Origin of the sequence: Halorhodospira neutriphila, from assembly GCF_016584055.1 — a bacterium.
GTDB lineage: Bacteria > Pseudomonadota > Gammaproteobacteria > Nitrococcales > Halorhodospiraceae > Halorhodospira > Halorhodospira neutriphila.
Map to the genome: position 1 here is coordinate 1 of NZ_NRSH01000093.1, position 8923 is coordinate 8923.

The following is an 8923-nucleotide window of genomic DNA, read 5'->3' on the forward strand; positions in this document are numbered from 1 at the left end:
GGGTGGCCCCGGCGGGTGCTGGTCACCGCCGGGGCCACCCGGGAGCCCCTCGACCCGGTGCGCTACCTGGGCAACCGCAGCTCCGGGCGGATGGGCTTCGCCCTGGCGGCGGCGGCCCGCGAGGCGGGAGCGGAGGTCGTGCTGGTGACCGGCCCCGCCGCGCTGGCGACCCCGCGGGGGGTGGAGCGCGTCGAGGTCGAGCGCGCCGAGCAGATGCACGAGGCGGTGATGGCGCGTATCGAGGGGGCGGACCTGTTCATCGGCGCCGCCGCGGTCGCCGACTACCGCCCCGCGCAGGAGGCGCCCGAGAAGATCAAGAAGGGCAGCGGGCCGCTGACCCTGACCCTCGAGCCGACCCCGGACATCCTGCGCGCGGTGGCCGCGCGGCGGCCCCGGCCCTTCGTCGTCGGCTTCGCCGCGGAGACCACGGATCTGCTCGAGCACGCCCGGGCGAAGCTGCGGGACAAGGGCCTGGACCTGGTGGCCGCCAACCGCGTCGGCCCCGGGCGCGGCCTCGAGGTCGAGCGCAACAGCCTCGAGGTGCTCGCCGCCGAGGGCGAGCCCGTCTCCCTGCCCGAGCAGCCCAAGGAGGACCTGGCGCGGGCGCTGATCGCCCTCGTGGCGGAGCGCCTCGAGGCCGGGGGGCGCGCCTGATGCCCCGCCGGATCGAGACCCGCATCCTCGACGGGCGCCTCGGCAGCGAGTGGCCGCTGCCGGGCTACGCCACCGACGGCTCGGCCGCCCTCGACCTGCGCGCCTGCCTCGACGCCCCGCAGACGCTCCACCCCGGCGAGCGCCGGCTCGTCGGCACGGGGCTCGCCGTCCACATCGCCGACCCGAATCTCGTCGGCATCGTCGCCTCGCGCTCCGGGCTGTCGCTCAAGCACGGGCTGCGCGTCGCCCAGGGCATCGGCGTCATCGACGCCGACTACACCGGCGAGATCGGGGTGATCCTCCACCACGACGGCACCGTTCCGTACGAGCTCCAGCCCGGCGAGCGCATCGCGCAGCTGATGCTCCAGCCGGTGGAGCGGGTCGCGCTCGAGCCCGTCGAGGCGTTCTCGGCGGCGAGCGGGCGCGGCGCCGGCGGCTTCGGGCACAGCGGCAAGGCCTAGCCCGGCCCCTGGCGTGAGCCGCGCGCAGATCAGTACGCTTGAGGGGGCGGGGCGCGTCCGCCCGCCCGCATCCGATGGCCCCAACAGGAGTGCATGACGCCGTGACCGCAGAGGCCGTACCCGCTTCCATCTTCCGCGCCTACGATATCCGCGGCGTCGTCGGCGAGACCCTGGACGCCGAGATCGCCCGCTGGATCGGCCGGGCCGTGGCCAGCGAGGCCCGCGAGCGCGGCGTCGAGCGGCTGGTCGTCGGCCGCGACGGCCGCCACTCCAGCGCCGAGCTCGCGGCGGCCGTCGCCGAGGGGATGCGCGCCGCCGGCTGCGACGTGGTGGACATCGGCCAGGCGCCGACGCCGGTGATGTACTTCGCCACCCACGAGCTGGGCACCGGCTCCGGGGTCGCGGTCACCGGCAGCCACAACCCGCCGGCCTACAACGGCATGAAGGTCATGGTCGCCGGCGACACCCTCTCCGGCGCGGCCATCACCGGGCTCTACGAGCGCATCCGCGACGGCCGCCTGGCCGCGGGGGCGGGGCGGCTCGAGCGCCGCGAGGACCTCGTCGACCGCTACATCGAGCGCATCGCCGGCGACATCCGCCCGCAGCGGCCGCTGCACGTGGTCCTCGACGCCGGCAACGGCGTCGCCGGGGCCGTGGCGCCGCGGCTCTTCGAGGCCCTGGGCTGCCGGGTGGAGGCGCTCTACTGCGAGGTCGACGGCGACTTCCCCAACCACCACCCGGACCCGGCCGAGCCGCGCAACCTGGAGGCGCTCATCGAGCGCGTCCGGGCCAGCGGCGCCGACCTGGGCCTGGCCTTCGACGGCGACGGCGACCGCCTCGGCGTGGTGGACGCCGCCGGCAAGATCATCTGGCCCGACCGCCAGCTCATGCTCTACGCCCGGGACGTCCTCCGCCGCCGGCCCGGCGAGCCCGTGGTCTACGACGTCAAGTGCAGCATGCACCTCGAGCGGGTGATCGCGGCCGCCGGCGGCGAGCCGCGGATGTCGCGGACCGGCCACTCGCTGATCAAGGCCACCCTGCGCGAGAGCGGGGCGCCGCTCGCCGGCGAGATGAGCGGCCACACCTTCTTCGCCGAGCGCTGGTACGGCTTCGACGACGGCCTCTACACCGGCGCCCGGCTGGTGGAGATCCTCGCCGCCGACGGCCGGCCGAGCGCCGCGGTCTTCGCCGAGCTGCCCGAGGGCGTCTCCACCCCGGAGCTCAAGGTGGCGGTCGCGGAGGGCGAGCAGGGCGCCCTCATGGACGCGCTGGTCGCCGAGGCGCAGCGGCGCTTCACCGACGCCGCCATCCACACCATCGACGGCGTGCGCGTCGAGTGGCCCGACGGCTGGGGCCTGATCCGCGCCTCCAATACCACCCCGGTGCTGGTGGTGCGCTTCGAGGCCGACGACGAGGCCGGCCTGGCCCGGATCCGCGCCGCCTTCGAGGGGCTGCTCGCCGCCGTGCGCCCGGGCCTGGAGATCCCGGGCTAGCCGGCGCCGCCCCCGCGCGCCCCGTCCGCTGAACACCGCTGGATAGAGAAGGCCCATGTCCGAGTCCGAGCCGAGCATCACCCCCGATCTCACCGCCCGCGTCCTCGTCGAGGCGCTGCCCTACATCCGCCGCTTCCGCGGCCGGACCATCGTCGTCAAGTTCGGCGGCAACGCCATGGTCGACGACGAGCTCAAGGTCGCCTTCGCCCGGGACATCGTGCTCATGCGCCTCGTCGGCTTCCGGGTGGTCGTCGTCCACGGCGGCGGGCCGCAGATCGGCGAGCAGCTCGAGCGCATCGGCAAGGAGACCGAGTTCGTCCAGGGCATGCGGGTGACCGACGCCGAGACCATGGACGTCGTCGAGATGGTCCTCGGCGGCCTGGTCAACAAGGAGATCGTCAACCTGATCAGCGCCCAGGGCGGCCGGGCCGTGGGGCTGACCGGCAAGGACGGCGGCCTGATCCGGGCGCGCAAGCTCGAGGTCCAGCAGGAGGCGCCGGAGAACCGCGTCCCCGAGATCATCGACGTCGGCCACGTCGGCGAGGTCGACGGCATCGACCCCTCGGTGGTGGAGATGCTCGAGTCCGGCGAGTTCATCCCGGTGGTCGCGCCCATCGGCGTCGACGCCGAGGGCGTCTCCTACAACATCAACGCCGACCTCGTCGCCGGCAAGATCGCCGAGGTCCTCGGCGCCGAGAAGCTGCTGCTGCTGACCAACACCCCCGGCGTCCTCGACGGCCGCGGCGAGCTGCTCACCGGCCTGAGCCCGCGCCGGGTGGCCGAGCTCATCGACGACGGCACCATCGCCGGCGGCATGCTCCCCAAGATCCGCTGCGCCCTCGACGCCGTCGCCGGCGGGGTGCGGGCGGCGCACATCGTCGACGGCCGGGTGGCCCACGCGGTGCTGCTGGAGCTGTTCACCGACCGCGGCGTGGGCACCCTCATCGACGGCAGCAGCAGCGCCGCCAGCAGCCAGTAGAAGGAGGTCGCGCGCCCCGGGAGGCGGGGCGCTCCAGGGACCATGGCGCGAGCCGACCGGAAGCCCCGCAACAACCTCGTCAGGCTCTCCCTGATCGCCATCGCCATCGGCGTCGTGACCGGGCTGGTCTCGATCCTCTTCCGGCTGCTGATCGCCCTGATCCACAACCTCTTCTTCCTCGGCACCCTCTCCCTCGAGGAGCACGGCCACCAGCTGACCCCCGTCGGCGCCTGGGGGCCGTGGATCATCCTCGCGCCGGTGATCGGCGGGCTCGGCGTGGTCTTCCTGGTCCGCACCTTCGCCCCCGAGGCCCGCGGCGGCGGCGTGCCCGAGGTGATGGACGCCATCTACTACCAGGAGGGCCGGGTCCGCCCGGCCGTGGCGGTGGTCAAGTCCCTGGCCTCGGCGCTGTCCATCGGCAGCGGCGCCTCCGTGGGCCGCGAGGGGCCGATCATCCAGATCGGCTCGTCGTTCGGCTCCAGCGTCGCCCAGGCCCTCGGCCTCGAGCCGTGGCAGCGGGTCACCCTGCTCGCCTGCGGCGCCGGCTCCGGGATCGCCGCCACCTTCAACACCCCCCTCGGCGGGGTGATGTTCGCCATCGAGCTGATGATGCCGGAGGTCTCCACGCGGACCTTCCTGCCCGTGGTCCTGGCCACCGGCACCGCGACCTACATCGGCCGGCTCTTCTTCGGCGCGGAGCCGGAGTTCATCGTCGCCTTCGCCGCGCTGCCGGAGCTCGAGCCGCTCAACGCCGCGCGGCTGGCCGGCTTCATCGGCCTGGGGCTGCTCTGCGGCGTGGGCGCGTTCCTCTTCGTGCGGCTGCTGGCGCTGCTCGACGACTGGTTCCCGCGGCTGATCCGCAACGACTACCTCCAGCACGCCCTGGGCATGGCCGTCGTCGGGGCGATGATGTACGGCCTCTCCCTGGCCTACGGCCACTACTTCATCGAGGGGGTCGGCTACCCGGCGATCCAGGGCATCCTCGACGGCGAGCTCACCGCCGTCTCGCTGCTCGCCGTGCTCTTCGTCGCCAAGCTCCTCGCCACGGCGATCAGCCTCGGCTCCGGGGCGGCCGGCGGGATCTTCTCGCCGTCGCTGTTCCTCGGCGCCAGCCTCGGCGGCCTGCTCGGCGCCGTGCTCGGCCAGCTCTACCCCGAGGCCGGCTTCACCGTCACCGAGTACGCCATCGTCGGCATGGCCGCCATGGTCGGCGGCGCCACCGGGGCGGCCATGACCGCCATCGTCACGATCTTCGAGCTCACCCGGGACTACAACATCATCGTCCCCATGATCGTGGCCACGGCCCTGGCCATCGGCGTGCGCCGCGCCTTCTCGGCGGAGAACATCTACACCATCAAGCTCGCCGCCCGCGGCCACTACATCCCCCAGGAGCGGCACATCAACATGTTCCTCGTCCGCCACGCCGACGAGGTCATGGACGAGCACGTCGGCTACCTGCCGGACCACCTCGACCGGGCCACGGCCCTGGCGCAGGTCGAGGCCATGGACCCCATCCCGGGCTTCATCGTCCTCTGCCACGGCACCCACATCGCCGGCGTCACCTCCCACGAGGCCCTGGCGACCCACGCCGAGGAGGGGGAGGAGGGCGCCGCGGAGGCGGGGATCCCCCACCTGCCCTACGTCCTGGCGCGCTCCGAGGACATCCTCAACGACGTGATGAAGCGCCTCAGCCGCGAGGACATCCGCGTGGCGCTCGTCGTCGAGGGCGAGGGGATCCCCCGCGTCCACGACGTCGGCGGCGTCATCTCCCCCGATAACGTCGGCCACGAGGTCCTGCGCCACTTCCAGAACCGGCAGGACCCCCGGCCCGGCGCCGCTGCGCCCGACGGCCGCTGAGACCTTACACCGCAGCGGCACTTCTGGCGCGGGTCGTCTACCCTGTCGGTAAGGCAAGGGAGCTGGCTTAGAGGGGAGGGCTTATGGAGATCGCCCAGCGGATCCGCGTGGAGGATCTAGCGCCCGGGATGTACGTCGTCGACCTCGGGGTGAGCTGGGCCTACCACCCCTTCCTGCACAACCAGTTCCGGCTCGACCGGGCGGCGATCGAGCGGATCCGCGAGCTCGGGATCGAGGAGGTGGTGGTCCTCCCGCCGGAGCGCCCGGAGGGCGAGGGTAGCGAGCCCCTGGCGCCGGACGGGGCCGACGCCTCGCCGGCGCAGGAGGGGATCGACAGCCGGCTGGTCACCATGGAGGCGCGCTCGATCGTCAGCCGGCTGCTCCGCGAGGTCCGCGCCGGGCGCGCCGTGGACCGCGCCAGCGTCGACGCCGTCGTCTCGCGGCTCAACGACGCCCTCGGCGCCCACCAGGACAGCCTGCTCGCCCTCGGGCGGATCCGCTCCCGCGACGGCTACACCTACCAGCACAGCGTCAACGTCGGCGTGCTGCTCATGGCCTTCGGCCGCTACCTCAACCTCGACCCTGCGCGGCTGCACGAGCTCGGCGTGGCCGGGCTCTTCCACGACGTGGGCAAGGCCTTCGTCCCCCTCGAGATCCTCACCAAGCCGGGGCGGCTGACCGAGAGCGAGTACGAGATCGTCAAGCTCCACGCGCTCAAGGGGGCGAACTGGCTGCGCGGGCTCGAGGACGCCTCGGAGCTGATGGTCCGCATCGCCGAGCGCCACCACGAGCGCCTCGACGGCGCGGGCTACCCCCACGGCCTCCAGGGCGAGGCGCTCGGGCTCGAGGAGCGCATGGCGATGATCGTCGACGTCTACGACGCGCTGACGGCGATCCGCCCCTACCACAAGGGCTACGCGCCGGTGGAGGCGCTGCGCATCATCACCCAGGAGATCGGCCAGGCCTTCGATCGCGAGCTCGTCTACGAGTTCATCCGCTGCATCGGCGTCTACCCCCCCGGCACCCTGGTCCGGCTGAGCGATGGCTACCTCGCCGTGGTGCTCGAGGCCAACCACACGGCGCCGGGGTACCCGCGCGTGCGCGTCGTCCACGACGCCCGGCGCAACCGCCACCTGCGCCGCTACGAGGACCGCGACCTCGCCGACGGCCGGGTGAGCGTCGAGGGCCACGAGGACCCGGGCCGGTGGTTCTTCCGCCCCGAGGACTGCCTGGCGGGGCCGGCGCCGGCGCCGCCGCACTAGCAGGGGCCCCGCGATGGCGGAGGGAGGCGCGCGAGACGAGGCGCTCCGCCGGGCCGTGGCCGAGGGCCTGGGCCGCCGGCCGCCCCGGCTCGACCCGAAGCTCCTCTACGATGAGCGCGGCTCGCGGCTGTTCGAGGCGATCTGCGCCCAGCCCGAGTACTACATCCCCGAGCTCGAGATGGGGCTGCTCGAGGAGTTCGCCGCCCCCCTGGCCGAGCTCGTCGGCCCCGGCAGCACCCTGGTCGAGCTCGGCTCGGGCGCCAGCCGCAAGGTGCGGCTGCTCCTCGAGGCGCTGCGCCCGAGCGCCTACCTGGGCATCGACATCTCCTGCCGCTTCCTCGAGGCCTCGGTGGCCCGCCTGGCCGCCGACTACCCGTGGCTGCGCTGCGAGGCCGCCTGCCGCGACTACAGCGCCCCCTTCGCGGTCGAGCCGCCCGGCGAGGGGCGCCGGGTGGCCTTCTTCCCCGGCTCGAGCATCGGCAACTTCGAGCCCGGGGCCGCGCGGGCGCTGCTGCAGCGGCTCCGGGCGCTAGCGGGGGCGGACGGCGGCCTGCTCATCGGCGTCGACCTGCCCAAGGACGCGGCCACGCTCCACCGCGCCTACAACGATGCGGCCGGCTACACGGCGGCCTTCAACCGCAACCTGCTCCGGCGCCTGCGCGACGAGCTCGGCGCCGGCGTCGACCCCGACGGCTTCGCGCACCTCGCCTACTACAACCCCGCGGCGGGGCGCGTCGAGATGCACCTGCTCAGCCGCCGGGAGCAGGCCATCGAGCTCGACGGCCGGCGCTTCCGGCTCTCGGCCGGCGAGTCGATCCACACCGAGTCGTCGTACAAGTACACGCTGGGCGCCTTCCGCCGCCTGGCCCGGGAGGCCGGCTGGCGGCCGCGCCGGGTATGGACGGACGCCCGCGAGTGGTTCAGTGTTCACTACTTGGAGGCCGATACGAGCCGCGCCTAGCCTGGAGGGAGAGAGCCTTGTGCCGAATCGCCGCCTACTGCGGGCCGCCGCTGGCGCTGCACCGCTTCCTCCTCGAGCCGCCCCACGGGCTGATCCAGCAGGCCCACGCCCCCCGCGAGACGGTCTCCGCCACCGTCAACGCCGACGGCGTCGGCGTCGGCTGGCTGGCCCCGGACGGCCGCCCGGCGGTCTACCGCAGCCCCCTGCCGGCCTGGGCCGATCCCAACCTGCCCGCCCTCGGCCGGTCGCTGACCAGCGGCCTGTGGTGCGGCAGCGTCCGCAGCGCCACCGACCCGCTCTCCAACGGCTACGCCAACACCCAGCCGTTCAGCGACGAGCACCGGCTCTTCCTCCACAACGGCTACCTCGAGGGCTTCGCGAGCCGCCTGCGGGGGCCGATCCGCCGCTGGCTCGAGCCCGAGATCGAGGCGCAGATCGCCGGGACGACCGACTCGGAGTACCTCTTCGCCGTGGTCCGGCAGGCGCTCGCGCGCCACGGCGACGCCGCCGCCGCCCTGCGCGCCGCCGTGGCGCGCATCGACGGCTGGCTCCACGAGCTCGGCGGCGCCGCCCTGCTCAACCTCGTCCTCGCCGGGGAGGGCGGGATCGTGGCCCTGCGCTACGCTTACCGGCACGAGTGCCCGAGCCTCTACTTCCACCCCGCGCATCCGGGCTACGCGGGCGGCGCCCTGGTGGCCTCGGAGGCCTTCGACGGCGACCCGGGGTGGCAAGGCGTGGGGCCGGGGGAGCTCCTCGTGATGGAGGCCGCCACCCATGAGACCCGGCTCGAGCCCCTCTAGGCCGTCCGCCTCCTGCCCGCCCGAGCCGCTGGCGGCCCTGGCGCGCCACCAGCGCCGCGGGCGCCGGCTGGCGCAGGCCCTGCCGGCGCCCGCCCTGCGGACCCAGTACCACCCGGAGCTCAGCCCGATCGCCTGGCACCTGGGGCATACCGCCCTCTTCGAGCGCTACTGGGTCGACGAGGTCGTCCTCGGCGCCGAGCCCGACCCGGCGCTGCACGGCCTCTACTTCCCGGAGCTGAGCGAGAAGGCCCGCCGCGCCGCGCGGGTGCCCGAGCGCGAGCCGCTGCTCGCCTGGTGCGGCGCCGTCCACCGCCGCACCCGCACACTCCTCGCGGACCCGCCCCCGGCGCTGGCCGGGCACGGGCTCATGGCGCGGCGCTACCTGGTCCACTTCCTCGAGCAGCACTACGCGCAGCACCACGAGACCGTGCGCTGGGTGCTGCGCGTAGTGCTGCT

Annotated in this window: 9 protein-coding genes; all 9 read left to right on the forward strand. The window is 74.1% G+C overall.

The window, feature by feature from the left end; genetic code table 11:
- The coding region (locus tag CKO13_RS08575; RefSeq protein ID WP_274600671.1) for a phosphopantothenoylcysteine decarboxylase domain-containing protein at positions 1–654 on the forward strand (654 nt) is incomplete at its 5' end.
- Positions 654–1115 carry a dUTP diphosphatase gene (gene dut / locus CKO13_RS08580; protein ID WP_200259529.1) on the forward strand — a complete coding sequence of 154 codons (462 nt, stop codon included), beginning with the start codon at positions 654–656 and terminating at the stop codon, positions 1113–1115. The genes CKO13_RS08575 and dut, both read left to right, overlap by 1 nt.
- Positions 1116–1216: 101 nt before the next feature.
- On the forward strand, positions 1217–2608 hold the full coding sequence (locus tag CKO13_RS08585; protein ID WP_338034615.1) for a phosphomannomutase/phosphoglucomutase: 1392 nt from the start codon (positions 1217–1219) through the stop codon (positions 2606–2608).
- Positions 2609–2663: 55 nt separating this feature from the next.
- Positions 2664–3587, forward strand: coding sequence for an acetylglutamate kinase (gene argB, locus CKO13_RS08590; protein ID WP_200259535.1), 924 nt, complete (start codon positions 2664–2666; stop codon positions 3585–3587).
- Between the two features lie 42 nt (positions 3588–3629).
- The gene (locus CKO13_RS08595) at positions 3630–5444 is read left to right on the forward strand and encodes a chloride channel protein (protein ID WP_200259538.1); all 1815 of its coding nucleotides are present in this window, start codon (positions 3630–3632) and stop codon (positions 5442–5444) included.
- A gap of 83 nt (positions 5445–5527) precedes the next feature.
- The gene (locus CKO13_RS08600) at positions 5528–6706 is read left to right on the forward strand and encodes an HD-GYP domain-containing protein (protein WP_200259541.1); all 1179 of its coding nucleotides are present in this window, start codon (positions 5528–5530) and stop codon (positions 6704–6706) included.
- Positions 6707–6719: 13 nt separating this feature from the next.
- On the forward strand, positions 6720–7667 hold the full coding sequence (egtD, locus tag CKO13_RS08605) for an L-histidine N(alpha)-methyltransferase (protein WP_200259544.1): 948 nt from the start codon (positions 6720–6722) through the stop codon (positions 7665–7667).
- Between the two features lie 17 nt (positions 7668–7684).
- Entirely contained in the window at positions 7685–8467 is a 783-nt protein-coding gene (locus CKO13_RS08610) for a class II glutamine amidotransferase (protein WP_200259547.1), read from the forward strand.
- A partial coding sequence (locus tag CKO13_RS08615) for a DinB family protein (RefSeq protein WP_200259550.1) occupies positions 8442–8923 on the forward strand: 482 nt, incomplete at its 3' end. The genes CKO13_RS08610 and CKO13_RS08615, both read left to right, overlap by 26 nt.